Raw genomic sequence first — 25,747 nt, 5'->3', positions numbered from 1 at the left:
TTTAAAAGAAGGGGGAAGGTGCCCCCTTCTTTGTTAATAACTTAAGCCGTGGCCGAAATCGTACAGGGTCCCTTCATTGTTATCAGGAATCGTAACCGGAAGTTTTCCTGACGGATTGTTGTTTCCAAAAATTGTGTCAGCAGCGGCATCAAAGCTGACATCATTAAAGCCATACTGGGCAAGGTAACCGTCGATTTGCGGATAGGCCATAATGTCATATGGATTGCGGATGCCAACACCAATGACCGGTCCATTTGCTTCCTCCATAAGCTGGTGCACCATTTGCATCTGGGCGCTAGCTGGCGAACGTCCTGCTACATTAAACGTATAGGTACCAACGATAACGCTGTCCGCTGCTTTTACTTTAGAAAGCTGTTCGTCGTTTAACGGTTCTGAAGAGGTAATAAGCTCGACATCATCATGAAGTCTGGAAATAGAAGTATGCAGCCTGTTGATATAAGTGTTGCCTACGACGACAATTTTCCCTTCATCTGCAAGAGGAAGGATATTATCATTTTTCACTAGCGTTATAGAGCGTTCAGACGCCTCTTTTTCAATTGCCTGGTGCTCAGGTGAGCCGACAGTAGCATTAGCTTCTTTAATGATTTCTTCTATGTCTGGAGCAGCCTCTTCCTTAAGGATTCCTCGTTCAAGCTTCAAAGTTAAAATTCTTTCTACAGATTCTTCGATGCGCTTTTCGCTGATTTCACCAGAGCGAACGGCCTCAAGCAGACCATCAGCCACTTCTTCAAGGCCAACTGGCATGAGGACAATATCTGTGCCGGCTTTTACACTGCGGATAACGGCATCAACAGAACCAAAATGATCGGCTATTGCTTTCATATTTAAGGCATCTGTAATAATCAGGCCATCGTATCCCATTTCCTCACGCATCAGTCCAGTCAGCACTTTAGGAGACAGGGTGGCAGGAAGGGCGATTTCGGTTCCATCCTTCTGAGAGATTACCTTCGTGTCATCAATTTTAGGGAAGGTTACATGTGCGGTCATCACAGCATCAATACCGGCTTCCATGGCTTTTTGGAAAGGGTATAGCTCGACTTCCATAAGTCGTTCTTTATCATACGGCACTTCTGGAAGACCAAGGTGAGAGTCTACAGCCGTATCACCGTGCCCAGGGAAGTGTTTTGCGGTTGCGGCTACTCCCTGACTTTGCAGACCCTTAATATAAGCGTTTCCTAAATCTGCTACAAGTTCAGGATCTTCACCAAATGACCGGGTGCCAATCACCGGGTTATCTGGATTGTTGTTCACATCTAAAACAGGAGCGAGGTTCATGTTTATGCCAAGAGATTCCAGCTCTGCCCCAATGGCTGTACCTACATCTTCTGTAATGTCAGTCGAGCGGGTAGCACCAAGAGCCATATTACCGGGCATATCAGTTCCCGATTGAAGGCGGGTAACAATTCCGCCTTCCTGGTCGATCGTCATGAGAAGGCCCTGCTCTTCAGATGCTTCCTGATAATCGGCCACAAGCTTAGCCGTCTGTTCAGTTGTCACGACATTCTCGCGGAAAAGGATTACACCCCCTAAGTGATAATCTTTAACGACCTGCTCGATTTCAGGCAGCATTTCTGTTACATTTTTTCCTTCCCAATTCCTAAAATCAGGCATTAGCATTTGGCCGACTTTCTCTTCGAGGGTCATACCCTTTATTGCATTTTTGATCAGTTTGTACTTATCGCCTTTTTGTTTAATAAGCTTCGCATCTTTTTTAGGATGCTGCTGAATGGCAATCCGGTCTTTATTTTTCCCATCAGATACTGAAATAAAGGTTCGACCGTTTTTCCCTGTTAATTGGACAGTACCGTCCTTATCCACCTTTGCTACATTTTTGTTAGAAGATGACCACTGCAGGTTATTTTCCACCTTTTTATAGTGACCATCCTTATAAAGGTTTAGTGCGGTCAGGTCCAACTCATTGTTTTCAAAGTCGCTCTTCACCTGCTTAGCGTTTTCTAAGAGAACGAGATCGTTTCTTTTTTGGTCTTTATGACTTTTTGCAGACACATTCTGAGGGGCTAATGGACTCAGCGCCATAGCTGCAACTGCCGTTAACAGCATAGTTTTCTTTAATCTTTTCATTTCTTTTTCCCTCCTTTTGATAGTTTTTTACATAAACTGTGCGGAAATCAATAAGACCGTTTTTCCCAGTCAGTTTCGAGAAGTTCGAAGTCACCTTTTAAGCTTGTGATATACCAGCCTCGTCCATTCACACTTCCATCGGTATCATAACGGAAGCGGACAAACTGGGTTCCCGCGGGAAGTGTCACGCTTTCTTTATTCCATCCGCTGCTGCCTGTGAACGGTTCACGTATTTCCCTCCAGTTCTCGCCGTCTTCTGAAACTTCGACATGGCCGAAATCATATCCGTTTTCAAGACGGTACCATGTTTTAAAGGAAAGGGTGGTATCTTCTTGAATACTGACCTTCGCTGTTAAGAAGCGGTCCAATTGACTGCCATACCCTGCAAACCAGGAAGGGCCAGGTGTGTTAACAGGAATCGCATCAGCAACCTGGCGGGCAAATAATTGTCTCGTCGGATTAGTCGATACGGTATTTCTGGAAGGGTGAACCCGATTGGTCAGCAAAATGGCAATCGTATCATTTGCCTGATTAATGACCATAGAGGTACCCGTGTAGCCTGTGTGCCCCATCGTTGAAGATTCTGCTAAGGCATCCATATACCAGCCTTGGGACAGCTCCCACCCTAAGCCGTGCTCATCTCCCGGGAATTCGGGAATTCGATTTTCTGTTAACAGCTTGACGGTCGCTGGTTTGAGAATTCTTTTACCTCCGTAACGCCCATCCTGCAGATACATGTGTCCAAGTTTTGCGAGGTCTTCAGCCGTTGAGAATACGCCAGCGTGTCCTGCTACTCCATCAAGGGACCAGGCGTTTTCATCATGAACTTCTCCCCAAACGAGGCCTCGCCCAATCGCTTCCTGATACTCCGTAGCGGCGATGCGCTCCTTTAATTTCTCAGGAGGATTATACATAGTGTTTTTCATTTTCAGCGGTTTTGTAATGTTTTCGTACACAAATTCATCGAGACGCTGCCCTGAAAACTTTTCTATAAGAGCGCCAAGGGTGATCATGTTTAAATCGCTGTATGTGTATGTAGATCCGGGCGAATTAGCCAGCGGATAGGCATATACATACTCCAGGCGGTCTTCACGGCTTTCACCTTGAGCATATAAAGGCACCCATGCTGTAAAACCCGAGGTGTGAGTCATGAGCTGTTCAATCGTTACATTCTCTTTTCCATTTTGTGCGAACTCAGGGATGTATTTTGCGACAGGGTCATCTAATTGAAAGTATCCTTCTTCATAAAGGATCATAGCTGCGGTGGCGGTGAATATTTTACTGATAGAGGCTACATCAAAAATAGTATCTTTTTCCATGTGCAGGGGGTTTTGGACTTGATTTTTCTGATCATCCTCATAAAGCAGAGAGTGTCCATAAGCTTCATTTTGGACGATATGTCCTTTTCTGGCGACAAGAGTGACAGCACCAGGGAGAGCTCCTTCTGAAATGCTTGTTTCAATAACCGAATCAATTGCACGGAGAGGCTCTTGTCTCATACCGGCGCCTTTTACAGATCCAGGATGAAGCACAGGGGAAGAAGGACCTGGGTTATTCCAGGAAAAAACAGGGTGGGGGGATTCCTGTGTTTTCTTATGAGCTCTGTTTTCGATTGTAGGCTTTTTCAATTGGTCTGCATGTACACTCCTTTCAGCTGTGGGGTTAAACAGTAAAGAAGCTGTTATAACAGTAGATAAGACGAGACAAACATTTGATTTTTTCATAAATTCCTCCTTTTATGTAAAGGCTTTCACCTCTTTGTTTCAATCATAAGTTTTAATAATATAGTTGTCTATACCACATAAGTCGGAAAATATTTAGAATATTACAAAAAACAACAAAAAGATCTAGGACTTAAGATTTAGAAGAAGGTGTTCAGGTATAAAAGTCATTCTTGTCCCATATATTGAGCTATAAGTGGAAGAAGTGGGAGTGGATCATTATGAGGCGATGGTGGAAAACGGTTATATGGTTCGCGGCCGTATTAGTATGCGTCAGTTTAATATCATTTCCGATGCAAGAAGCAAAAGACACATGGCAGGCCTGGTCATCTCCTCTTTTCGGAAAAGTAATTGTGATTGATCCGGGGCACGGCGGGCCGGATGGCGGGGCCAGAGGGAAAAATGGTACAGAAGAGAAAGAAATTACATTAAAGCTCGCTATGTATTTGCGTGATTACTTACAGGAAGCTGGAGCAGTCGTTTATTTAACTAGAGAAGATGACAAAGATTTGTCGACAGGAGAAGGAAGTTTATCACATCGTAAGTCCGAAGACATACGTAAGAGACTTGAAATTATTAATAACTCTAAAACAGATCTGTTCATCAGTGTTCACTTAAATGCCATACCATCTTCTCAGTGGAGAGGGGCACAAACCTTCTATAATCCAAACAAGGAAGAAAGCAAAAAGCTGGCAGAAGCGGTTCAGAAGGAAATCAAGGAAAATCTTAATAATACAAAAAGGGAGGCTTTAGGTTTAAGGAATATTTATATTGTAGATCACTCGGATAGCCCCGGGGTGTTAGTGGAGGCTGGATTTTTATCAAATCCGGAGGAAAGGGAGTTATTAGAAAGCGAGGATTATCAGAGAAAAGTAGCAGCATCCATTTATAAAGGCCTGTTGCGGCACGAATCTGATAAAGAATAAGCACGTTCGAATGCATATCACTTAGAAAGCGTTTCATGTATGTTATACTTGCACTGTCGAAACATTTCTAAGGAAGGTGACAGACGTGCTGACACAAGAAAAGGTATTAGAGATTCTTCACTCAATCGAGGATCCGTTTTTACATAAAACGTTAGAAGAAACCGGCGGAGTCGAAGAAGTTAAGATAAAAGAAGAAAAGAATCATGTGAGTGTTAAGCTTTTAATTGCGAAAACGAACACAGCGGAACAAATGGAGCTGCAGCAGAACATCGTCAATGCTTTAAAGGAAGGCGGAGCTGCTACAGTAGGTCTGCGATTTGACCAGCTGCCAGAGGAAGTTATTGAAAAATTTCAGCCTGAAGCAGCTCAGGATGAAGGAGCGACTCTTCTGGGAGCGGGAAGCAATACGAAATTTATTGCGATTGCCAGTGGTAAAGGCGGTGTAGGAAAATCCACAGTCACCGTTAACCTTGCTGTGGCTTTGAAGCGCCTCGGAAAAAAAGTCGGAATCATTGATGCTGATATTTATGGATTCAGCGTTCCAGATATGATGGGAGTTGAAGAACGTCCTGTTGTTCGAGGGGAAAAAATCATTCCAGTTGAACGTTTTGGTGTTAAGCTTGTTTCAATGGGTTTCTTTGTAGAGGACAACTCCCCGATTGTGTGGCGCGGTCCTATGCTTGGCAAAATGCTGACAAGCTTTTTTAAAGAAGTAGAGTGGGGAGAGCTGGACTATCTGCTGCTAGACCTTCCGCCTGGTACAGGGGATATAGCAATGGACCTTCATTCCTTACTGCCTTCATCAAAAGAGATTATTGTTACGACCCCTCATCCGACTGCTGCATTTGTTGCGGCTAGAGCCGGACAAATGGCGATTAAAATGGAGCACGATATCCTTGGAGTCGTGGAAAATATGTCTTATTTTGAAAGCAAAGAGACGGGGAATAAAGAGTTTATCTTTGGCCGCGGCGGTGGCGTTAAGCTTGCCGAACAGCTGAAGACAGATGTGCTTGGCCACATTCCATTGCAGCAGCCATACGAAGATGAGGATGTATTTGCCCCTTCTGTTTATCAGGAAGACCATCCAATTGGAGTCGTATACCGCAATATGGCAGCTAAAGTAATTAGTAAATTATAAAAAACACGCAGTCTGCTACGGCTGCGTGTTTTTTCTATTGAGAGGACTGACCTTGTCCGCCATCTCCTGAACTCTGTTGAGTAGACTGCTCTTGACCTCCGCCGCCTTGGGCCTGACCCTGGTTCTGCTCATCAGCAGCCTTAAGCAGGGTTTCACTCATCTTCGCTTGAAAGACAGGATTATTTAAGGTCTCCTGAATCGTCTTCTCTAAGTGTGCACGGAATTTCTGCCCTTGCATGACCTCGAGCATTTTTTCCATCATCTCTGGGTTTTGGTAAAGCTCAATAAGAGAGGCCTGGTATTCAGAGTCTTTCATAAGACTTTTCATTAACCCTTCCTGCTCGCCTTGAACGACTTTACTGAACTCTTGCACAAAGGAAGGATCTGAAAAAAGTTTACTCCAAAACTCCTTGCCTTTTTCTGATAACAAAGTATCTTTAACGGCATTGGATACCTCTTCTGATTCCAGGGCTAATTCCTGCTTCATTTCTTCTTCAGAAAGAACTTCTTTTAAAGCCTTCTGCCCGTCATCAGTTTTTAAAATATCCACCATCATATTCTTCGTGGTATCATAATCCGCTTGCTCGCTGGCGCTTGAAGTGCCATTACATGCTGCGAGGAGCATGACGAGAAGAATGGGACAAATGATTCGAAATCTGGACATGTGAATGTCCCCTTTCCATAAGTTATCCCTTACGCTTAATATGCAACATGTCACAAAAAATATGCAGGCCGTTAAGGAAAAATCACTGGAATCGTGATAGAATACGTGTGGGAAGTAATAGCCAACAGGGGGAGAATTAACGTGAATAGTCGGAAATGGGTACGGCTGTTTTTAACAACGCTTTTAATTGGCGGTGTTTTAACATTAGTATCCAGTTTTATTATTAAGAGTGAATCCTATGCAGCGGTCTTGCAGCCGTTCGACATAGTTGAACTGCTTGGATTATTGTTATTTTTTTCGGGGTTAGGTTTTATATTCAGCGTCATCAGCCAGATGGGCTTCTTTGCTTATTTAACAATTCACCAATTTGGAAAAGGGCTCTTTAAAGGGAGCTGGGTAGCCATTCAGGTCTTTTTAATTGTTTTTGCTATTTTCGATTTGATTTATTTTAGATATCAGGCCGCGGATGAGGGCGTTTCTATATGGCCTTATGTAGCATCTGCTTTCGCGTTACTGACTATTGGTATGGCGACAGCCTGGAAAAAAGCACAGGAAACCAACCGGCAGGCGTTTGTTCCGGCTTTATTTTTTATGGTTGTTGTAACCACTGTCGAATGGGTGCCGGCTTTACGGGCTGCATCCGCAGACTATGTATGGTTGATGATTATTCCGCTTGTTGTTTGTAATGCGTATCAGCTGTTGATTTTACATAGGATAAATGGGAATCAGGCGAATGCTAAATAGGCTGGAATCAAATAAGCAAAGAGCTGGCGAGTCGCCAGCTCTTTTTTTAGTTGACCTGATCGATAGTTGTCTGGCTTCCGTTGACGAGTTCGGTTACAGTGACAAATTTAAGATCTTTCTGTTTTAAACCGGGCAGAACGACTTCAAGGGCTTTATCTGTTTGTTTTACGGAATCCGAGGCGTGAAGCAGAATGATATCCCCTTTGCCTGACTGATTCAACACTTGATCAATGATCTGATTTGTACCTGGGTTTTCCCAGTCTCTTGGATTCACACTCCACTGGATAGCCTCCAACTTTTGCTCTTCAATTACTTTTAATACTTCTTCGTTATATTTGCCGTGTGGCGGACGGATCCAGTGCACATCTTCGAAACCGAGCTTTTCGAAAGCTTCCTGAGCTTTTTGAATATCCTGACGTATGTCAGCTGCTTCTTTATCCGTATAGGATTCGTACGTGTACCCCATCATCGCAATTTCGTGTTCTCCCTCGTGAATCGCTTTTACAATATCCGGATGCCGTTCTGCCCATTCACCACTTAAAAAAAACGTTGCTTTTGCTTTGTGGGCTTCCAATGATTTTAAAATGTCATATACTTTATTATTTCCCCAGCTGATGTTAAAGGTTAAGGAAATAAATGGGTGTGCATCGCTTCCTTGAGATAAAGCACGCGGCTCCCCATTATTAGAGAAAACGGAAACCTGGCTGCGCTGACCTACCCACATTAAAACAGCACAAAATAACGCAATAATCACAATGATTCCATAACGTTTGATTGGACCTGTCCGTGTGTTTTTAAGCCTCACCTTAAACGCACTCCTTTTTTACCTATATGATTAATATCTATGAAAAACAGGACAACCTATGCTATAAATCCGAAAAAAAGGGTAAGAATAAGAAGAAGCTTTTGAACATTTAGGGAGGGTCTTGGATGTATGGTCTCATGATTACAAAGCAGGAGTACCAAGAGATAGAGTACTTACTAAGGCGGGAGATGGAAGAAATCACTCTTGACCTGGGGGATAACCGAATTGATCCTTCAATTAAGAACGCTATGGAAAAAAGGTATGAAGTTTTGTTTCACCTTTTCCGAAGGTTTGCTTCCGGCGAGGAATGCTTACACTATATGCCCAAGAGGAAAAAACAGAACTAATTTTATGCATTCATTATTAAGCAAAAGCCCGGGATTTTCCCGGGCTTTTGTTTGGAAAAAAGAATGGGTTTAAAGCAGGATGAAGCAGGGAAAAAGAAAAAACCTGAAAAAATTACAAAAATGTATTGCGCTATGTTTTATTTCTGTGCTATATTATTAATCGTTGTCAGGAAAGGGATCGCCCAAAACAGTGATCACCAATTGGACAAGGAAATAATTTTTCTTTTGAAAAAGCGTTGACATATTAACGCAACCATGATAAATTAGATCTTGTCGCTAAAAAGACATCGAAACAATTTGATCTTTGAAAACTGAACGAATCAACCAGTACGTCAAAACATTTCTTTCTATATTATATAGATCGAATTTTTTAAGAAGCACATTCGGTGTGCAAATGAGCAAGTCAAACTACTTTTTGGAGAGTTTGATCCTGGCTCAGGACGAACGCTGGCGGCGTGCCTAATACATGCAAGTCGAGCGCAGGAAGCTAACCGATCCCCTTCGGGGGTGACGTTAGTGGAATGAGCGGCGGACGGGTGAGTAACACGTGGGCAACCTGCCTGTAAGACCGGAATAACCCCGGGAAACCGGGGCTAATGCCGGATAACCTCTTCTCTCTCATGAGGAAAGAGTAAAAGATGGCCTTTGGCTATCACTTACAGATGGGCCCGCGGCGCATTAGCTAGTTGGTGAGGTAACGGCTCACCAAGGCGACGATGCGTAGCCGACCTGAGAGGGTGATCGGCCACACTGGGACTGAGACACGGCCCAGACTCCTACGGGAGGCAGCAGTAGGGAATCTTCCGCAATGGACGAAAGTCTGACGGAGCAACGCCGCGTGAACGATGAAGGTTTTCGGATCGTAAAGTTCTGTTGTGAGGGAAGAACAAGTACCGTGCGAATAGAGCGGTACCTTGACGGTACCTCACGAGAAAGCCCCGGCTAACTACGTGCCAGCAGCCGCGGTAATACGTAGGGGGCAAGCGTTGTCCGGAATTATTGGGCGTAAAGCGCGCGCAGGCGGTTCCTTAAGTCTGATGTGAAAGCCCACGGCTCAACCGTGGAGGGTCATTGGAAACTGGGGAACTTGAGGACAGAAGAGGAGAGTGGAATTCCACGTGTAGCGGTGAAATGCGTAGATATGTGGAGGAACACCAGTGGCGAAGGCGACTCTCTGGTCTGTTTCTGACGCTGAGGTGCGAAAGCGTGGGTAGCAAACAGGATTAGATACCCTGGTAGTCCACGCCGTAAACGATGAGTGCTAGGTGTTAGGGGGCTTCCACCCCTTAGTGCTGAAGTTAACGCATTAAGCACTCCGCCTGGGGAGTACGGCCGCAAGGCTGAAACTCAAAGGAATTGACGGGGGCCCGCACAAGCGGTGGAGCATGTGGTTTAATTCGAAGCAACGCGAAGAACCTTACCAGGTCTTGACATCCTTGGACCGCCCTAGAGATAGGGTCTTCCCTTCGGGGACCAAGTGACAGGTGGTGCATGGTTGTCGTCAGCTCGTGTCGTGAGATGTTGGGTTAAGTCCCGCAACGAGCGCAACCCCTAATCTTAGTTGCCAGCATTCAGTTGGGCACTCTAAGGTGACTGCCGGTGACAAACCGGAGGAAGGCGGGGATGACGTCAAATCATCATGCCCCTTATGACCTGGGCTACACACGTGCTACAATGGATGGTACAAAGGGCAGCGAAGCCGCGAGGTGTAGCAAATCCCATAAAACCATTCTCAGTTCGGATTGCAGGCTGCAACTCGCCTGCATGAAGCCGGAATCGCTAGTAATCGCGGATCAGAATGCCGCGGTGAATACGTTCCCGGGCCTTGTACACACCGCCCGTCACACCACGAGAGTTGGCAACACCCGAAGTCGGTGAGGTAACCTTTATGGAGCCAGCCGCCGAAGGTGGGGCCAATGATTGGGGTGAAGTCGTAACAAGGTAGCCGTATCGGAAGGTGCGGCTGGATCACCTCCTTTCTAAGGATATAAGGAGCGGCGTTTGCGCCGTTTCCTTCGGAAAACGTACTGGTTGGTTGTTCAGTTTTGAGAGATCAAACTCTCAAACTTGTGAACCTTGAAAACTGGATAAGATATGACAAGACATCAAACCAACGTAAGAAAAAGTCTTTTCACGAAGATGAAAGTTAAGTGAATAAGGGCGCACGGTGGATGCCTTGGCACTAGGAGCCGATGAAGGACGGGACTAACACCGATATGCCTGGGGGAGCTGTAAGTAAGCTTGGATCCCAGGATTTCCGAATGGGGAAACCCGCTGTTCGTAATGGAACAGCATCCTTCGCTGAATACATAGGCGTTGGACGGCAGACCCGGGGAACTGAAACATCTCATTACCCGGAGGAAGAGAAAGCAAATGCGATTTCCCAAGTAGCGGCGAGCGAAACGGAATCAGCCCAAACCAGAAAGCTTGCTTTCTGGGGTTGTAGGACACTCCTTTGGAGTTACAAAGAGAGAGGATAGACGAAGCGATCTGGAAAGATCCGCCAGAGAGGGTAACAGCCCCGTAATCGACATCCTTTCTTCTCCGGAGTGGATCCTGAGTACGGCGGAACACGAGGAATTCCGTCGGAATCCGGGAGGACCATCTCCCAAGGCTAAATACTCCCTAGTGACCGATAGCGAACCAGTACCGTGAGGGAAAGGTGAAAAGCACCCCGGAAGGGGAGTGAAAGAGATCCTGAAACCGTGTGCCTACAAGTAGTCGGAGCCCATTGATGGGTGACGGCGTGCCTTTTGTAGAATGAACCGGCGAGTTACGACCGTATGCAAGGTTAAGCTGATGAGAAGCGGAGCCGCAGCGAAAGCGAGTCTGAATAGGGCGAATATAGTATGCGGTCGTAGACCCGAAACCGTGTGATCTACCCATGTCCAGGGTGAAGGTCAGGTAACACTGACTGGAGGCCCGAACCCACGCAAGTTGAAAATTGCGGGGATGAGGTGTGGGTAGGGGTGAAATGCCAATCGAACACGGAGATAGCTGGTTCTCTCCGAAATAGCTTTAGGGCTAGCCTCAGAATAGAAAGTCCTGGAGGTAGAGCACTGATTGGACGAGGGGCCCCTACCGGGTTACCGAATTCAGTCAAACTCCGAATGCCAGAGACTTTGTTCTGGGAGTCAGACCATGGGTGATAAGGTTCATGGTCGAGAGGGAAACAGCCCAGACCGCCAGCTAAGGTCCCTAAGTGTGTGTTAAGTGGAAAAGGATGTGGAGTTGCTTAGACAACCAGGATGTTGGCTTAGAAGCAGCCACCATTCAAAGAGTGCGTAATAGCTCACTGGTCGAGTGACTCCGCGCCGAAAATATACCGGGGCTAAACACACCACCGAAGCTGCGGATTGATCCGGATGGATCAATGGTAGGAGAGCGTTCTAAGGGCTGTGAAGTCAGACCGTAAGGACTGGTGGAGCGCTTAGAAGTGAGAATGCCGGTATGAGTAGCGAAAAAAGAGTGAGAATCTCTTTCACCGAAAGCCTAAGGTTTCCTGAGGAAGGCTCGTCCTCTCAGGGTTAGTCGGGACCTAAGCCGAGGCCGAAAGGCGTAGGCGATGGACAACAGGTGGATATTCCTGTACCGCCTTCCTTCCATTTGAGTGATGGGGGGACGCAGGAGGATAAGGAGAGCGCACCATTGGAAGCGTGCGTCCAAGCAGCAAGACGGTCGGAATAGGAAAATCCGTCCGGCAACGTCGAGCTGTGATGGGGAGGGAAATTGAGTACCGAAGCTCCGGATTTCACACTGCCAAGAAAAGCCTCTAGCGAGGAAGGATGGCGCCCGTACCGCAAACCAACACAGGTAGGCGAGGAGAGAATCCTAAGGTGAGCGGGAGAACTCTCGTTAAGGAACTCGGCAAAATGACCCCGTAACTTCGGGAGAAGGGGTGCTCCTCTGCCGAGGAGCCGCAGTGAAAAGGCCCAAGCGACTGTTTACCAAAAACACAGGTCTCTGCGAAGCCGTAAGGCGAAGTATAGGGGCTGACACCTGCCCGGTGCTGGAAGGTTAAGGGGATGCGTTAGCCGTAAGGCGAAGCGTTGAACCGAAGCCCCAGTAAACGGCGGCCGTAACTATAACGGTCCTAAGGTAGCGAAATTCCTTGTCGGGTAAGTTCCGACCCGCACGAAAGGTGCAACGACTTGGGCACTGTCTCAACGAGAGACCCGGTGAAATTATACTATGCGTGAAGATGCGCATTACCCGCGACAGGACGGAAAGACCCCGTGGAGCTTTACTGTAGCCTGATATTGAATGTTGGTACAGCTTGTACAGGATAGGTGGGAGCCTGAGAAGCCGGAGCGCTAGCTTCGGTGGAGGCGCTGGTGGGATACCACCCTGGCTGTACGGACATTCTAACCCAGGACCGTGATCCGGTCCGGAGACAGTGTCAGGTGGGCAGTTTGACTGGGGCGGTCGCCTCCCAAAGAGTAACGGAGGCGCCCAAAGGTTCCCTCAGAATGGTTGGAAATCATTCGCAGAGTGTAAAGGCACAAGGGAGCTTGACTGCGAGACCTACAAGTCGAGCAGGGACGAAAGTCGGGCTTAGTGATCCGGCGGTACCGTATGGAAGGGCCGTCGCTCAACGGATAAAAGCTACCCCGGGGATAACAGGCTTATCTCCCCCAAGAGTCCACATCGACGGGGAGGTTTGGCACCTCGATGTCGGCTCATCGCATCCTGGGGCTGTAGTCGGTCCCAAGGGTTGGGCTGTTCGCCCATTAAAGCGGTACGCGAGCTGGGTTCAGAACGTCGTGAGACAGTTCGGTCCCTATCCGTCGTGGGCGTTGGAAATCTGAAAGGAGCTGTCCTTAGTACGAGAGGACCGGGATGGACACACCGCTGGTGTACCAGTTGTTCCGCCAGGAGCATCGCTGGGTAGCTACGTGTGGACGGGATAAGTGCTGAAAGCATCTAAGCATGAAGCCCCCCTTGAGATGAGATTTCCCCTAACTATAAGTTAGTAAGATTCCTCAGAGACGATGAGGTCGATAGGTCTGAAGTGGACGCGTGGTGACACGTGGAGCTGACAGATACTAATCAATCGATGACTTATCTTTTAATTCTTTCGTGGTTTGATAGAAAGCAGTCTTATCCAGTTTTGAGGGTTTATTTAAAAAGTTTTTAAAAACCCTTGATATTTTCCCAAAAGGACAATATAATATATCTTGTCCCTAAAAAATAAGGTTTGGTGGCGATAGCGAAGAGGTCACACCTGTTCCCATGCCGAACACAGCAGTTAAGCTCTTCAGCGCCGATGGTAGTCGGGTTTACCCCCGTGAGAGTAGGACGCTGCCATACCTTACATAATCCGGAGGATTAGCTCAGCTGGGAGAGCACTTGCCTTACAAGCAAGGGGTCGCAGGTTCGAGCCCTGCATCCTCCACCATTTTGCCGGCCTAGCTCAATTGGTAGAGCAACTGACTTGTAATCAGTAGGTTGGGGGTTCAAGTCCTCTGGCCGGCACCATTTAGTCCTTGTTTTTCGTTAAGAGCCATTAGCTCAGTTGGTAGAGCATCTGACTTTTAATCAGAGGGTCGGAGGTTCGAGCCCTCCATGGCTCACCATTTATTAGCGGGTGTGGTGGAATTGGCAGACACGCTAGATTTAGGATCTAGTGCTTCACGGCGTGGGGGTTCAAGTCCCTCCACCCGCATTTTACGCGGAAGTAGTTCAGTGGTAGAACACCACCTTGCCAAGGTGGGGGTCGCGGGTTCGAATCCCGTCTTCCGCTCCATTTTACTTACAACCGTGATATAAGATACAAACCTTACTAGCAAGTGTCGTGCCGGGGTGGCGGAATTGGCAGACGCACAGGACTTAAAATCCTGCGGTGGGTTTCCACCGTGCCGGTTCGAGTCCGGCCCTCGGCACCATAATATGTTTTGCGCCCGTAGCTCAATTGGATAGAGCGTCTGACTACGGATCAGAAGGTTAGGGGTTCGACTCCTCTCGGGCGCGCCATTTACTTACGGGAAGTAGCTCAGCTTGGTAGAGCACTTGGTTTGGGACCAAGGGGTCGCAGGTTCGAATCCTGTCTTCCCGACCATGAGAGTTCTATCGATGCTAAAAAATCTACTTATCAATTAAACTTTATATGCGGGTGTAGTTTAGTGGTAAAACCTCAGCCTTCCAAGCTGATGATGAGGGTTCGATTCCCTTCACCCGCTCCATTATTTACTAGATGTGATATTGGGGCCTGTAGCTCAGCTGGTTAGAGCGCACGCCTGATAAGCGTGAGGTCGGTGGTTCGAGTCCACTCAGGCCCACCATTAAGACAATTTGATCTTTGAAAACTGAACGAACCAACCAGTACGTCAAAACATTTCTTTCTATATTATATAGATCGAATTTTTTAAGAAGCACATTCGGTGTGCAAATGAGCAAGTCAAACTACTTTTTGGAGAGTTTGATCCTGGCTCAGGACGAACGCTGGCGGCGTGCCTAATACATGCAAGTCGAGCGCAGGAAGCTAACCGATCCCCATCGGGGGTGACGTTAGTGGAATGAGCGGCGGACGGGTGAGTAACACGTGGGCAACCTGCCTGTAAGACCGGAATAACCCCGGGAAACCGGGGCTAATGCCGGATAACCTCTTCTCTCTCATGAGGAAAGAGTAAAAGATGGCCTTTGGCTATCACTTACAGATGGGCCCGCGGCGCATTAGCTAGTTGGTGAGGTAACGGCTCACCAAGGCGACGATGCGTAGCCGACCTGAGAGGGTGATCGGCCACACTGGGACTGAGACACGGCCCAGACTCCTACGGGAGGCAGCAGTAGGGAATCTTCCGCAATGGACGAAAGTCTGACGGAGCAACGCCGCGTGAACGATGAAGGTTTTCGGATCGTAAAGTTCTGTTGTGAGGGAAGAACAAGTACCGTGCGAATAGAGCGGTACCTTGACGGTACCTCACGAGAAAGCCCCGGCTAACTACGTGCCAGCAGCCGCGGTAATACGTAGGGGGCAAGCGTTGTCCGGAATTATTGGGCGTAAAGCGCGCGCAGGCGGTTCCTTAAGTCTGATGTGAAAGCCCACGGCTCAACCGTGGAGGGTCATTGGAAACTGGGGAACTTGAGGACAGAAGAGGAGAGTGGAATTCCACGTGTAGCGGTGAAATGCGTAGATATGTGGAGGAACACCAGTGGCGAAGGCGACTCTCTGGTCTGTTTCTGACGCTGAGGTGCGAAAGCGTGGGTAGCAAACAGGATTAGATACCCTGGTAGTCCACGCCGTAAACGATGAGTGCTAGGTGTTAGGGGGCTTCCACCCCTTAGTGCTGAAGTTAACGCATTAAGCACTCCGCCTGGGGAGTACGGCCGCAAGGCTGAAACTCAAAGGAATTGACGGGGGCCCGCACAAGCGGTGGAGCATGTGGTTTAATTCGAAGCAACGCGAAGAACCTTACCAGGTCTTGACATCCTTGGACCGCCCTAGAGATAGGGTCTTCCCTTCGGGGACCAAGTGACAGGTGGTGCATGGTTGTCGTCAGCTCGTGTCGTGAGATGTTGGGTTAAGTCCCGCAACGAGCGCAACCCCTAATCTTAGTTGCCAGCATTCAGTTGGGCACTCTAAGGTGACTGCCGGTGACAAACCGGAGGAAGGCGGGGATGACGTCAAATCATCATGCCCCTTATGACCTGGGCTACACACGTGCTACAATGGATGGTACAAAGGGCAGCGAAGCCGCGAGGTGTAGCAAATCCCATAAAACCATTCTCAGTTCGGATTGCAGGCTGCAACTCGCCTGCATGAAGCCGGAATCGCTAGTAATCGCGGATCAGAATGCCGCGGTGAATACGTTCCCGGGCCTTGTACACACCGCCCGTCACACCACGAGAGTTGGCAACACCCGAAGTCGGTGAGGTAACCTTTATGGAGCCAGCCGCCGAAGGTGGGGCCAATGATTGGGGTGAAGTCGTAACAAGGTAGCCGTATCGGAAGGTGCGGCTGGATCACCTCCTTTCTAAGGATATAAGGAGCGGCGTTTGCGCCGTTTCCTTCGGAAAACGTACTGGTTGGTTGTTCAGTTTTGAGAGATCAAACTCTCAAACTTGTGAACCTTGAAAACTGGATAAGATATGACAAGACATCAAACCAACGTAAGAAAAAGTCTTTTCACGAAGATGAAAGTTAAGTGAATAAGGGCGCACGGTGGATGCCTTGGCACTAGGAGCCGATGAAGGACGGGACTAACACCGATATGCCTGGGGGAGCTGTAAGTAAGCTTGGATCCCAGGATTTCCGAATGGGGAAACCCGCTGTTCGTAATGGAACAGCATCCTTCGCTGAATACATAGGCGTTGGACGGCAGACCCGGGGAACTGAAACATCTCATTACCCGGAGGAAGAGAAAGCAAATGCGATTTCCCAAGTAGCGGCGAGCGAAACGGAATCAGCCCAAACCAGAAAGCTTGCTTTCTGGGGTTGTAGGACACTCCTTTGGAGTTACAAAGAGAGAGGATAGACGAAGCGATCTGGAAAGATCCGCCAGAGAGGGTAACAGCCCCGTAATCGACATCCTTTCTTCTCCGGAGTGGATCCTGAGTACGGCGGAACACGAGGAATTCCGTCGGAATCCGGGAGGACCATCTCCCAAGGCTAAATACTCCCTAGTGACCGATAGCGAACCAGTACCGTGAGGGAAAGGTGAAAAGCACCCCGGAAGGGGAGTGAAAGAGATCCTGAAACCGTGTGCCTACAAGTAGTCGGAGCCCATTGATGGGTGACGGCGTGCCTTTTGTAGAATGAACCGGCGAGTTACGACCGTATGCAAGGTTAAGCTGATGAGAAGCGGAGCCGCAGCGAAAGCGAGTCTGAATAGGGCGAATATAGTATGCGGTCGTAGACCCGAAACCGTGTGATCTACCCATGTCCAGGGTGAAGGTCAGGTAACACTGACTGGAGGCCCGAACCCACGCAAGTTGAAAATTGCGGGGATGAGGTGTGGGTAGGGGTGAAATGCCAATCGAACACGGAGATAGCTGGTTCTCTCCGAAATAGCTTTAGGGCTAGCCTCAGAATAGAAAGTCCTGGAGGTAGAGCACTGATTGGACGAGGGGCCCCTACCGGGTTACCGAATTCAGTCAAACTCCGAATGCCAGAGACTTTGTTCTGGGAGTCAGACCATGGGTGATAAGGTTCATGGTCGAGAGGGAAACAGCCCAGACCGCCAGCTAAGGTCCCTAAGTGTGTGTTAAGTGGAAAAGGATGTGGAGTTGCTTAGACAACCAGGATGTTGGCTTAGAAGCAGCCACCATTCAAAGAGTGCGTAATAGCTCACTGGTCGAGTGACTCCGCGCCGAAAATATACCGGGGCTAAACACACCACCGAAGCTGCGGATTGATCCGGATGGATCAATGGTAGGAGAGCGTTCTAAGGGCTGTGAAGTCAGACCGTAAGGACTGGTGGAGCGCTTAGAAGTGAGAATGCCGGTATGAGTAGCGAAAAAAGAGTGAGAATCTCTTTCACCGAAAGCCTAAGGTTTCCTGAGGAAGGCTCGTCCTCTCAGGGTTAGTCGGGACCTAAGCCGAGGCCGAAAGGCGTAGGCGATGGACAACAGGTGGATATTCCTGTACCGCCTTCCTTCCATTTGAGTGATGGGGGGACGCAGGAGGATAAGGAGAGCGCACCATTGGAAGCGTGCGTCCAAGCAGCAAGACGGTCGGAATAGGAAAATCCGTCCGGCAACGTCGAGCTGTGATGGGGAGGGAAATTGAGTACCGAAGCTCCGGATTTCACACTGCCAAGAAAAGCCTCTAGCGAGGAAGGATGGCGCCCGTACCGCAAACCAACACAGGTAGGCGAGGAGAGAATCCTAAGGTGAGCGGGAGAACTCTCGTTAAGGAACTCGGCAAAATGACCCCGTAACTTCGGGAGAAGGGGTGCTCCTCTGCCGAGGAGCCGCAGTGAAAAGGCCCAAGCGACTGTTTACCAAAAACACAGGTCTCTGCGAAGCCGTAAGGCGAAGTATAGGGGCTGACACCTGCCCGGTGCTGGAAGGTTAAGGGGATGCGTTAGCCGTAAGGCGAAGCGTTGAACCGAAGCCCCAGTAAACGGCGGCCGTAACTATAACGGTCCTAAGGTAGCGAAATTCCTTGTCGGGTAAGTTCCGACCCGCACGAAAGGTGCAACGACTTGGGCACTGTCTCAACGAGAGACCCGGTGAAATTATACTATGCGTGAAGATGCGCATTACCCGCGACAGGACGGAAAGACCCCGTGGAGCTTTACTGTAGCCTGATATTGAATGTTGGTACAGCTTGTACAGGATAGGTGGGAGCCTGAGAAGCCGGAGCGCTAGCTTCGGTGGAGGCGCTGGTGGGATACCACCCTGGCTGTACGGACATTCTAACCCAGGACCGTGATCCGGTCCGGAGACAGTGTCAGGTGGGCAGTTTGACTGGGGCGGTCGCCTCCCAAAGAGTAACGGAGGCGCCCAAAGGTTCCCTCAGAATGGTTGGAAATCATTCGCAGAGTGTAAAGGCACAAGGGAGCTTGACTGCGAGACCTACAAGTCGAGCAGGGACGAAAGTCGGGCTTAGTGATCCGGCGGTACCGTATGGAAGGGCCGTCGCTCAACGGATAAAAGCTACCCCGGGGATAACAGGCTTATCTCCCCCAAGAGTCCACATCGACGGGGAGGTTTGGCACCTCGATGTCGGCTCATCGCATCCTGGGGCTGTAGTCGGTCCCAAGGGTTGGGCTGTTCGCCCATTAAAGCGGTACGCGAGCTGGGTTCAGAACGTCGTGAGACAGTTCGGTCCCTATCCGTCGTGGGCGTTGGAAATCTGAAAGGAGCTGTCCTTAGTACGAGAGGACCGGGATGGACACACCGCTGGTGTACCAGTTGTTCCGCCAGGAGCATCGCTGGGTAGCTACGTGTGGACGGGATAAGTGCTGAAAGCATCTAAGCATGAAGCCCCCCTTGAGATGAGATTTCCCCTAACTATAAGTTAGTAAGATTCCTCAGAGACGATGAGGTCGATAGGTCTGAAGTGGACGCGTGGTGACACGTGGAGCTGACAGATACTAATCAATCGATGACTTATCTTTTAATTCTTTCGTGGTTTGATAGAAAGCAGTCTTATCCAGTTTTGAGGGTTTATTTAAAAAGTTTTTAAAAACCCTTGATATTTTCCCAAAAGGACAATATAATATATCTTGTCCCTAAAAAATAAGGTTTGGTGGCGATAGCGAAGAGGTCACACCTGTTCCCATGCCGAACACAGCAGTTAAGCTCTTCAGCGCCGATGGTAGTCGGGTTTACCCCCGTGAGAGTAGGACGCTGCCATACCTTACATAATCCGGAGGATTAGCTCAGCTGGGAGAGCACTTGCCTTACAAGCAAGGGGTCGCAGGTTCGAGCCCTGCATCCTCCACCATTTTGCCGGCCTAGCTCAATTGGTAGAGCAACTGACTTGTAATCAGTAGGTTGGGGGTTCAAGTCCTCTGGCCGGCACCATTTAGTCCTTGTTTTTCGTTAAGAGCCATTAGCTCAGTTGGTAGAGCATCTGACTTTTAATCAGAGGGTCGGAGGTTCGAGCCCTCCATGGCTCACCATTTATTAGCGGGTGTGGTGGAATTGGCAGACACGCTAGATTTAGGATCTAGTGCTTCACGGCGTGGGGGTTCAAGTCCCTCCACCCGCATTTTACGCGGAAGTAGTTCAGTGGTAGAACACCACCTTGCCAAGGTGGGGGTCGCGGGTTCGAATCCCGTCTTCCGCTCCATTTTACTTACAACCGTGATATAAGATACAAACCTTACTAGCAAGTGTCGTGCCGGGGTGGCGGAATTGGCAGACGCACAGGACTTAAAATCCTGCGGTGGGTTTCCACCGTGCCGGTTCGAGTCCGGCCCTCGGCACCATAATATGTTTTGCGCCCGTAGCTCAATTGGATAGAGCGTCTGACTACGGATCAGAAGGTTAGGGGTTCGACTCCTCTCGGGCGCGCCATTTACTTACGGGAAGTAGCTCAGCTTGGTAGAGCACTTGGTTTGGGACCAAGGGGTCGCAGGTTCGAATCCTGTCTTCCCGACCATGAGAGTTCTATCGATGCTAAAAAATCTACTTATCAATTAAACTTTATATGCGGGTGTAGTTTAGTGGTAAAACCTCAGCCTTCCAAGCTGATGATGAGGGTTCGATTCCCTTCACCCGCTCCATTATTTACTAGATGTGATATTGGGGCCTGTAGCTCAGCTGGTTAGAGCGCACGCCTGATAAGCGTGAGGTCGGTGGTTCGAGTCCACTCAGGCCCACCATTAAGACAATTTGATCTTTGAAAACTGAACGAACCAACCAGTACGTCAAAACATTTCTTTCTATATTATATAGATCGAATTTTTTAAGAAGCACATTCGGTGTGCAAATGAGCAAGTCAAACTACTTTTTGGAGAGTTTGATCCTGGCTCAGGACGAACGCTGGCGGCGTGCCTAATACATGCAAGTCGAGCGCAGGAAGCTAACCGATCCCCTTCGGGGGTGACGTTAGTGGAATGAGCGGCGGACGGGTGAGTAACACGTGGGCAACCTGCCTGTAAGACCGGAATAACCCCGGGAAACCGGGGCTAATGCCGGATAACCTCTTCTCTCTCATGAGGAAAGAGTAAAAGATGGCCTTTGGCTATCACTTACAGATGGGCCCGCGGCGCATTAGCTAGTTGGTGAGGTAACGGCTCACCAAGGCGACGATGCGTAGCCGACCTGAGAGGGTGATCGGCCACACTGGGACTGAGACACGGCCCAGACTCCTACGGGAGGCAGCAGTAGGGAATCTTCCGCAATGGACGAAAGTCTGACGGAGCAACGCCGCGTGAACGATGAAGGTTTTCGGATCGTAAAGTTCTGTTGTGAGGGAAGAACAAGTACCGTGCGAATAGAGCGGTACCTTGACGGTACCTCACGAGAAAGCCCCGGCTAACTACGTGCCAGCAGCCGCGGTAATACGTAGGGGGCAAGCGTTGTCCGGAATTATTGGGCGTAAAGCGCGCGCAGGCGGTTCCTTAAGTCTGATGTGAAAGCCCACGGCTCAACCGTGGAGGGTCATTGGAAACTGGGGAACTTGAGGACAGAAGAGGAGAGTGGAATTCCACGTGTAGCGGTGAAATGCGTAGATATGTGGAGGAACACCAGTGGCGAAGGCGACTCTCTGGTCTGTTTCTGACGCTGAGGTGCGAAAGCGTGGGTAGCAAACAGGATTAGATACCCTGGTAGTCCACGCCGTAAACGATGAGTGCTAGGTGTTAGGGGGCTTCCACCCCTTAGTGCTGAAGTTAACGCATTAAGCACTCCGCCTGGGGAGTACGGCCGCAAGGCTGAAACTCAAAGGAATTGACGGGGGCCCGCACAAGCGGTGGAGCATGTGGTTTAATTCGAAGCAACGCGAAGAACCTTACCAGGTCTTGACATCCTTGGACCGCCCTAGAGATAGGGTCTTCCCTTCGGGGACCAAGTGACAGGTGGTGCATGGTTGTCGTCAGCTCGTGTCGTGAGATGTTGGGTTAAGTCCCGCAACGAGCGCAACCCCTAATCTTAGTTGCCAGCATTCAGTTGGGCACTCTAAGGTGACTGCCGGTGACAAACCGGAGGAAGGCGGGGATGACGTCAAATCATCATGCCCCTTATGACCTGGGCTACACACGTGCTACAATGGATGGTACAAAGGGCAGCGAAGCCGCGAGGTGTAGCAAATCCCATAAAACCATTCTCAGTTCGGATTGCAGGCTGCAACTCGCCTGCATGAAGCCGGAATCGCTAGTAATCGCGGATCAGAATGCCGCGGTGAATACGTTCCCGGGCCTTGTACACACCGCCCGTCACACCACGAGAGTTGGCAACACCCGAAGTCGGTGAGGTAACCTTTATGGAGCCAGCCGCCGAAGGTGGGGCCAATGATTGGGGTGAAGTCGTAACAAGGTAGCCGTATCGGAAGGTGCGGCTGGATCACCTCCTTTCTAAGGATATAAGGAGCGGCGTTTTCGCCGTTTCCTTCGGAAAACGTACTGGATTGGTTGTTCAGTTTTGAGAGATCAAATACCATAAATATTGGTTGAATGGGCCTGTAGCTCAGCTGGTTAGAGCGCACGCCTGATAAGCGTGAGGTCGGTGGTTCGAGTCCACTCAGGCCCACCATTCTTTCAATAAAACGGGGCCTTAGCTCAGCTGGGAGAGCGCCTGCTTTGCACGCAGGAGGTCAGCGGTTCGATCCCGCTAGGCTCCACCATAAAATATCTGAAACACAAAGAATTCATTTTTGTGTTTTAAAATCAACTATTCCTTTAGTTGTGAACCTTGAAAACTGGATAAGATATGACAAGACATCAAACCAACGTAAGAAAAAGTCTTTTCACGAAGATGAAAGTTAAGTGAATAAGGGCGCACGGTGGATGCCTTGGCACTAGGAGCCGATGAAGGACGGGACTAACACCGATATGCCTGGGGGAGCTGTAAGTAAGCTTGGATCCCAGGATTTCCGAATGGGGAAACCCGCTGTTCGTAATGGAACAGCATCCTTCGCTGAATACATAGGCGTTGGACGGCAGACCCGGGGAACTGAAACATCTCATTACCCGGAGGAAGAGAAAGCAAATGCGATTTCCCAAGTAGCGGCGAGCGAAACGGAATCAGCCCAAACCAGAAAGCTTGCTTTCTGGGGTTGTAGGACACTCCTTTGGAGTTACAAAGAGAGAGGATAGACGAAGCGATCTGGAAAGATCCGCCAGAGAGGGTAACAGCCCCGTAATCGACATCCTTTCTTCTCCGGAGTGGATCCTGAGTACGGCGGAACACGAGGAATTCCGTCGGAATCCGGGAGGACCATCTCCCAAGGCTAAATACTCCCTAGTGACCGATAGCGAACCAGTACCGTGAGGGAAAGGTGAAAAGCACCCCGGAAGGGGAGTGAAAGAGATCCTGAAACCGTGTGCCTACAAGTAGTCGGAGCCCATTGATGGGTGACGGCGTGCCTTTTGTAGAATGAACCGGCGAGTTACGACCGTATGCAAGGTTAAGCTGATGAGAAGCGGAGCCGCAGCGAAAGCGAGTCTGAATAGGGCGAATATAGTATGCGGTCGTAGACCCGAAACCGTGTGATCTACCCATGTCCAGGGTGAAGGTCAGGTAACACTGACTGGAGGCCCGAACCCACGCAAGTTGAAAATTGCGGGGATGAGGTGTGGGTAGGGGTGAAATGCCAATCGAACACGGAGATAGCTGGTTCTCTCCGAAATAGCTTTAGGGCTAGCCTCAGAATAGAAAGTCCTGGAGGTAGAGCACTGATTGGACGAGGGGCCCCTACCGGGTTACCGAATTCAGTCAAACTCCGAATGCCAGAGACTTTGTTCTGGGAGTCAGACCATGGGTGATAAGGTTCATGGTCGAGAGGGAAACAGCCCAGACCGCCAGCTAAGGTCCCTAAGTGTGTGTTAAGTGGAAAAGGATGTGGAGTTGCTTAGACAACCAGGATGTTGGCTTAGAAGCAGCCACCATTCAAAGAGTGCGTAATAGCTCACTGGTCGAGTGACTCCGCGCCGAAAATATACCGGGGCTAAACACACCACCGAAGCTGCGGATTGATCCGGATGGATCAATGGTAGGAGAGCGTTCTAAGGGCTGTGAAGTCAGACCGTAAGGACTGGTGGAGCGCTTAGAAGTGAGAATGCCGGTATGAGTAGCGAAAAAAGAGTGAGAATCTCTTTCACCGAAAGCCTAAGGTTTCCTGAGGAAGGCTCGTCCTCTCAGGGTTAGTCGGGACCTAAGCCGAGGCCGAAAGGCGTAGGCGATGGACAACAGGTGGATATTCCTGTACCGCCTTCCTTCCATTTGAGTGATGGGGGGACGCAGGAGGATAAGGAGAGCGCACCATTGGAAGCGTGCGTCCAAGCAGCAAGACGGTCGGAATAGGAAAATCCGTCCGGCAACGTCGAGCTGTGATGGGGAGGGAAATTGAGTACCGAAGCTCCGGATTTCACACTGCCAAGAAAAGCCTCTAGCGAGGAAGGATGGCGCCCGTACCGCAAACCAACACAGGTAGGCGAGGAGAGAATCCTAAGGTGAGCGGGAGAACTCTCGTTAAGGAACTCGGCAAAATGACCCCGTAACTTCGGGAGAAGGGGTGCTCCTCTGCCGAGGAGCCGCAGTGAAAAGGCCCAAGCGACTGTTTACCAAAAACACAGGTCTCTGCGAAGCCGTAAGGCGAAGTATAGGGGCTGACACCTGCCCGGTGCTGGAAGGTTAAGGGGATGCGTTAGCCGTAAGGCGAAGCGTTGAACCGAAGCCCCAGTAAACGGCGGCCGTAACTATAACGGTCCTAAGGTAGCGAAATTCCTTGTCGGGTAAGTTCCGACCCGCACGAAAGGTGCAACGACTTGGGCACTGTCTCAACGAGAGACCCGGTGAAATTATACTATGCGTGAAGATGCGCATTACCCGCGACAGGACGGAAAGACCCCGTGGAGCTTTACTGTAGCCTGATATTGAATGTTGGTACAGCTTGTACAGGATAGGTGGGAGCCTGAGAAGCCGGAGCGCTAGCTTCGGTGGAGGCGCTGGTGGGATACCACCCTGGCTGTACGGACATTCTAACCCAGGACCGTGATCCGGTCCGGAGACAGTGTCAGGTGGGCAGTTTGACTGGGGCGGTCGCCTCCCAAAGAGTAACGGAGGCGCCCAAAGGTTCCCTCAGAATGGTTGGAAATCATTCGCAGAGTGTAAAGGCACAAGGGAGCTTGACTGCGAGACCTACAAGTCGAGCAGGGACGAAAGTCGGGCTTAGTGATCCGGCGGTACCGTATGGAAGGGCCGTCGCTCAACGGATAAAAGCTACCCCGGGGATAACAGGCTTATCTCCCCCAAGAGTCCACATCGACGGGGAGGTTTGGCACCTCGATGTCGGCTCATCGCATCCTGGGGCTGTAGTCGGTCCCAAGGGTTGGGCTGTTCGCCCATTAAAGCGGTACGCGAGCTGGGTTCAGAACGTCGTGAGACAGTTCGGTCCCTATCCGTCGTGGGCGTTGGAAATCTGAAAGGAGCTGTCCTTAGTACGAGAGGACCGGGATGGACACACCGCTGGTGTACCAGTTGTTCCGCCAGGAGCATCGCTGGGTAGCTACGTGTGGACGGGATAAGTGCTGAAAGCATCTAAGCATGAAGCCCCCCTTGAGATGAGATTTCCCCTAACTATAAGTTAGTAAGATTCCTCAGAGACGATGAGGTCGATAGGTCTGAAGTGGACGCGTGGTGACACGTGGAGCTGACAGATACTAATCAATCGATGACTTATCTTTTA

8 protein-coding genes, 22 tRNA genes and 8 rRNA genes are annotated in these 25,747 nt (G+C 49.5%); 34 read left to right on the top strand and 4 right to left on the bottom strand.

Going from position 1 to position 25,747, the window contains the following annotated elements; all coding sequences use genetic code 11:
• Positions 1-33: 33 nt before the first annotated feature.
• Positions 34-2,103: a glycoside hydrolase family 3 protein gene (locus B7E06_RS20760; RefSeq protein ID WP_082235736.1), complete on the bottom strand. Its 2,070-nt coding sequence runs from the start codon at positions 2,101-2,103 to the stop codon at positions 34-36.
• 47 nt (positions 2,104-2,150) lie between these two features.
• A complete protein-coding gene (locus B7E06_RS20755) occupies positions 2,151-3,827 on the bottom strand; it encodes a serine hydrolase domain-containing protein (protein ID WP_082235735.1) in 1,677 nt (558 codons plus the stop codon).
• A 218-nt stretch (positions 3,828-4,045) separates the two neighbouring features.
• Between B7E06_RS20755 and cwlD the strand changes: the two genes are divergently transcribed.
• Positions 4,046-4,750, top strand: coding sequence for an N-acetylmuramoyl-L-alanine amidase CwlD (gene cwlD, locus B7E06_RS20750; RefSeq protein ID WP_082235734.1), 705 nt, complete (start codon positions 4,046-4,048; stop codon positions 4,748-4,750).
• Positions 4,751-4,835: 85 nt separating this feature from the next.
• Positions 4,836-5,888 carry an Mrp/NBP35 family ATP-binding protein gene (locus B7E06_RS20745; protein ID WP_082235733.1) on the top strand — a complete coding sequence of 351 codons (1,053 nt, stop codon included), beginning with the start codon at positions 4,836-4,838 and terminating at the stop codon, positions 5,886-5,888.
• 34 nt (positions 5,889-5,922) lie between these two features.
• Here the strand turns inward: B7E06_RS20745 and gerD are convergent, their stop codons facing one another.
• Complete coding sequence (gene gerD, locus B7E06_RS20740; protein ID WP_082235732.1) at positions 5,923-6,552, bottom strand: spore germination lipoprotein GerD; 630 nt, start codon at positions 6,550-6,552, stop codon at positions 5,923-5,925.
• A gap of 141 nt (positions 6,553-6,693) precedes the next feature.
• Between gerD and B7E06_RS20735 the strand changes: the two genes are divergently transcribed.
• Entirely contained in the window at positions 6,694-7,296 is a 603-nt protein-coding gene (locus B7E06_RS20735; protein ID WP_082235731.1) for a KinB-signaling pathway activation protein, read from the top strand.
• A 46-nt stretch (positions 7,297-7,342) separates the two neighbouring features.
• Here B7E06_RS20735 and pdaB read toward each other — a convergent pair whose 3' ends face one another.
• Positions 7,343-8,101, bottom strand: a complete 759-nt coding sequence (gene pdaB / locus B7E06_RS20730; protein ID WP_245807784.1) for a polysaccharide deacetylase family sporulation protein PdaB — start codon at positions 8,099-8,101, stop codon at positions 7,343-7,345.
• Between the two features lie 125 nt (positions 8,102-8,226).
• Here pdaB and B7E06_RS20725 point away from each other — a divergent pair, with 125 nt between their 5' ends.
• The 31 genes from B7E06_RS20725 (at position 8,227) to B7E06_RS20575 (ending at position 25,745) form a co-directional block, all read left to right on the top strand.
• Positions 8,227-8,448: a hypothetical protein gene (locus B7E06_RS20725; protein WP_082235730.1), complete on the top strand. Its 222-nt coding sequence runs from the start codon at positions 8,227-8,229 to the stop codon at positions 8,446-8,448.
• Positions 8,449-8,860: 412 nt separating this feature from the next.
• Positions 8,861-10,427 (top strand): 16S ribosomal RNA (locus B7E06_RS20720).
• Between the two features lie 165 nt (positions 10,428-10,592).
• Positions 10,593-13,517: ribosomal RNA gene (locus tag B7E06_RS20715) — 23S ribosomal RNA — on the top strand.
• Positions 13,518-13,644: 127 nt separating this feature from the next.
• Positions 13,645-13,758: ribosomal RNA gene (gene rrf / locus B7E06_RS20710) — 5S ribosomal RNA — on the top strand.
• Between the two features lie 12 nt (positions 13,759-13,770).
• A tRNA-Val gene (locus B7E06_RS20705) sits at positions 13,771-13,846 on the top strand.
• A gap of 4 nt (positions 13,847-13,850) precedes the next feature.
• Positions 13,851-13,926: transfer RNA gene (locus B7E06_RS20700), tRNA-Thr, on the top strand.
• Between the two features lie 22 nt (positions 13,927-13,948).
• Positions 13,949-14,024, top strand: a tRNA-Lys gene (locus B7E06_RS20695).
• A gap of 7 nt (positions 14,025-14,031) precedes the next feature.
• Positions 14,032-14,113 (top strand) — tRNA-Leu (locus tag B7E06_RS20690).
• Between the two features lie 6 nt (positions 14,114-14,119).
• Positions 14,120-14,194, top strand: a tRNA-Gly gene (locus B7E06_RS20685).
• Positions 14,195-14,244: 50 nt separating this feature from the next.
• Positions 14,245-14,333, top strand: a tRNA-Leu gene (locus tag B7E06_RS20680).
• Positions 14,334-14,344: 11 nt separating this feature from the next.
• Positions 14,345-14,421: transfer RNA gene (locus B7E06_RS20675), tRNA-Arg, on the top strand.
• 8 nt (positions 14,422-14,429) lie between these two features.
• Positions 14,430-14,506, top strand: a tRNA-Pro gene (locus B7E06_RS20670).
• Between the two features lie 50 nt (positions 14,507-14,556).
• Positions 14,557-14,630: transfer RNA gene (locus B7E06_RS20665), tRNA-Gly, on the top strand.
• Between the two features lie 22 nt (positions 14,631-14,652).
• Positions 14,653-14,729: transfer RNA gene (locus B7E06_RS20660), tRNA-Ile, on the top strand.
• A gap of 125 nt (positions 14,730-14,854) precedes the next feature.
• A 16S ribosomal RNA gene (locus tag B7E06_RS20655) occupies positions 14,855-16,421 on the top strand.
• Positions 16,422-16,586: 165 nt separating this feature from the next.
• Positions 16,587-19,511, top strand: a 23S ribosomal RNA gene (locus B7E06_RS20650).
• A 127-nt stretch (positions 19,512-19,638) separates the two neighbouring features.
• Positions 19,639-19,752 (top strand): 5S ribosomal RNA (rrf, locus tag B7E06_RS20645).
• Positions 19,753-19,764: 12 nt separating this feature from the next.
• A tRNA-Val gene (locus tag B7E06_RS20640) sits at positions 19,765-19,840 on the top strand.
• A gap of 4 nt (positions 19,841-19,844) precedes the next feature.
• A tRNA-Thr gene (locus B7E06_RS20635) sits at positions 19,845-19,920 on the top strand.
• A gap of 22 nt (positions 19,921-19,942) precedes the next feature.
• Positions 19,943-20,018 (top strand) — tRNA-Lys (locus tag B7E06_RS20630).
• Between the two features lie 7 nt (positions 20,019-20,025).
• A tRNA-Leu gene (locus tag B7E06_RS20625) sits at positions 20,026-20,107 on the top strand.
• Between the two features lie 6 nt (positions 20,108-20,113).
• Positions 20,114-20,188: transfer RNA gene (locus B7E06_RS20620), tRNA-Gly, on the top strand.
• 50 nt (positions 20,189-20,238) lie between these two features.
• A tRNA-Leu gene (locus B7E06_RS20615) sits at positions 20,239-20,327 on the top strand.
• A gap of 11 nt (positions 20,328-20,338) precedes the next feature.
• Positions 20,339-20,415, top strand: a tRNA-Arg gene (locus tag B7E06_RS20610).
• A gap of 8 nt (positions 20,416-20,423) precedes the next feature.
• A tRNA-Pro gene (locus B7E06_RS20605) sits at positions 20,424-20,500 on the top strand.
• A gap of 50 nt (positions 20,501-20,550) precedes the next feature.
• A tRNA-Gly gene (locus B7E06_RS20600) sits at positions 20,551-20,624 on the top strand.
• Between the two features lie 22 nt (positions 20,625-20,646).
• Positions 20,647-20,723 (top strand) — tRNA-Ile (locus B7E06_RS20595).
• 125 nt (positions 20,724-20,848) lie between these two features.
• Positions 20,849-22,415: ribosomal RNA gene (locus B7E06_RS20590) — 16S ribosomal RNA — on the top strand.
• A 101-nt stretch (positions 22,416-22,516) separates the two neighbouring features.
• Positions 22,517-22,593, top strand: a tRNA-Ile gene (locus B7E06_RS20585).
• A gap of 15 nt (positions 22,594-22,608) precedes the next feature.
• Positions 22,609-22,684: transfer RNA gene (locus B7E06_RS20580), tRNA-Ala, on the top strand.
• A 136-nt stretch (positions 22,685-22,820) separates the two neighbouring features.
• Positions 22,821-25,745 (top strand): 23S ribosomal RNA (locus tag B7E06_RS20575).
• Together the 16S, 23S and 5S rRNA genes with 22 tRNA genes alongside form the textbook arrangement of a ribosomal RNA operon.
• Positions 25,746-25,747: the final 2 nt, after the last annotated feature.

The sequence above is a fragment of the Halobacillus massiliensis genome, from assembly GCF_900166625.1.
Classification (GTDB): domain Bacteria; phylum Bacillota; class Bacilli; order Bacillales; family Halobacillaceae; genus Halobacillus_A; species Halobacillus_A massiliensis.
This window is presented reverse-complemented; position numbering and strand designations above follow the sequence as displayed.

Bases quoted from the DNA above. Each gene is read 5' to 3' on its own strand.
- B7E06_RS20725 (WP_082235730.1), top strand. From the start codon at position 8,227: ATGTATGGTCTCATGATTACAAAGCAGGAGTACCAAGAGATAGAGTAC.
- B7E06_RS20755 (WP_082235735.1), bottom strand. From the start codon at position 3,827: ATGAAAAAATCAAATGTTTGTCTCGTCTTATCTACTGTTATAACAGCT.
- gerD (WP_082235732.1), bottom strand. From the start codon at position 6,552: ATGTCCAGATTTCGAATCATTTGTCCCATTCTTCTCGTCATGCTCCTC.
- cwlD (WP_082235734.1), top strand. From the start codon at position 4,046: ATGAGGCGATGGTGGAAAACGGTTATATGGTTCGCGGCCGTATTAGTA.
- B7E06_RS20760 (WP_082235736.1), bottom strand. From the start codon at position 2,103: ATGAAAAGATTAAAGAAAACTATGCTGTTAACGGCAGTTGCAGCTATG.